The organism is Streptomyces sp. NPDC006510 (assembly GCF_040611955.1).
GTDB lineage: Bacteria > Actinomycetota > Actinomycetes > Streptomycetales > Streptomycetaceae > Streptomyces.
Map to the genome: position 1 here is coordinate 1 of NZ_JBEXPH010000430.1, position 1,857 is coordinate 1,857.

Sequence of the window (1,857 nt, forward strand, 5' to 3'; positions counted from 1 at the left end):
TCACCCGTGCGATACATCCGCCCACCGGCACCACCGAACGGATCCGCCACGAACCGACCCGCCGACAACCCCGCCCGGCCCAAATACCCCCGGGCGAGCTGCACTCCGGCGAGATAGAGCTCTCCCGGTGCACCCGGGGGAACCGGTCGCAGACCTGCGTCCAGGACGTACACGCGGGTGTTCCACACGGGCCGGCCGATCGGCACCGCCGGGGTCTTGTCCTCGGGGCCGCAGGCCCACCAGGTCACGTCGACGGAGGCCTCGGTCGGCCCGTACAGGTTGTGCAGTCCGATGTCCGACGGCCCGTCGAAGGTGGCGTAGAACCGGTCCCGAAGCGTGGCGGGCAGGGCTTCGCCGCTGCAGATCACCCGGCGCAGACCGGTGCACCGGGCGGCCGCGGGCTCGGCCAGGAAGGCCTGGAGCATGGAGGGGACGAAGTGGGTGGTGGTGATGGCCTGTTCACGGATGAGCTCGGCCAGGTAGACGGGGTCCTTGTGGCCTTCGGGACGGGCGACGACCAGGGTCGCGCCCGTGATGAGCGGCCAGAAGAACTCCCACACGGAGACGTCGAAACCGGACGGCGTCTTCTGCAGGACGCGGTCCTCCGCGGTGAGCCGGTAGTGGTCCTGCATCCACAGCAGGCGGTTGACGATGCCCTCGTGGGGGACAATCGCGCCCTTGGGACGGCCGGTGGAGCCGGAGGTGTAGATGACGTAGGCGGGGTTGGCGGGCGCGGCGGCGGGCAGGGTGGTGCCGCTGTCCGGCCCGTGCCCGGCCAGGAGTCCGGCCGTGCCGGAGTCGTCGAGGAGCAGGTGCGGGGTGCCGGTGTCCGGCAGGCCGGCGGCCACCTCGGACGTGGTCAGGACCAGTACCGGAGCCGCGTCCTCCAGCAGGAACTCGATCCGCTCCGCCGGGTACCCCGGGTCGACCGGCAGATACGCGGCCCCCGACTTGACCACGGCGAGCAGGGCGATCACCAGCTCGACGGATCGCGGCACGGCGACGGCGACGAACCGCTCGGGTCCGACGCCCTGGGTCACGAGCAGCCGGGCCAGGCGGCCGGCCCGCTCGTCCAGCTCGGCGTAGGACAGTTCGGTGCCCTCGAAGACCAGGGCGGTGGCGTCTGGGGTACGCAGCGCCTGGGCGGCGAGCAGCGCGGGCAGAGTGGTCGGCGGCACCGGGTGCGCGGTGTCGTTCCACTCCTCCAGCACCTGGTGGCGTTCCGCGGCGTCCAGGAGGTCGATCCCGCCGACGGGCCGGTCGGGGCCGGAGGCGGCGAGGGCCTCGGCGAACCGCAGGAAGCGGTGCAGATGCGCGTCGGTCTCGTCGGGGGTGTAGAGCTCGGGGTTGGCGTCGAGGTCGATCTGGAGGCCCTTGCCGTCCCCGCGGTCGTAGACGACGACGGCCATGTCGTCGGCGGGCCCGACGGAGAGGTTGTGGACGACGGCAAAGTGCCCGGCGAACCGGAGGTCGTAGTCGAACATCATGATGTTGACCTGCGGTCCGACGAGTTTCTGGTCGTCGGCGAGCAGGTTCAGGTCGCGGCGCAGGTCCTCGTAGCGGTAGCGCTGGTGCTTGAGGTCGGACCGCATCGCGGCGGAGGTGTGGCGCAGCAGTTCGCCGACGGTCATGTCGCGGTGCGGGGCCAGGCGCAGCGGCAGGACGTTGGAGACCATGCCGGGCACGGAGCGGGCCGCGCGGCCGAGCCGGGTGGTGACGGGGAGCCCGAGCACCACCTCGTCGGTCCCGGTGCAGCGCTGGAGGTAGGCGGCGAAGGCGGCGGCCAGGACCGGCGGCCAGGGCACCTCGGCGGCGCGGGCGAGCTCGCGCAGCGCGTCGGCCGTGGCCGGGTCCAGG

The 1,857-nt window shown here is 72.5% G+C and carries 1 protein-coding gene; it reads right to left on the reverse strand.

Features of this window, described 5'->3' with window-relative positions:
• The coding region (locus ABZY11_RS44210) for an amino acid adenylation domain-containing protein (protein WP_356484580.1) at positions 1-1,857 on the reverse strand (1,857 nt) is incomplete at both ends.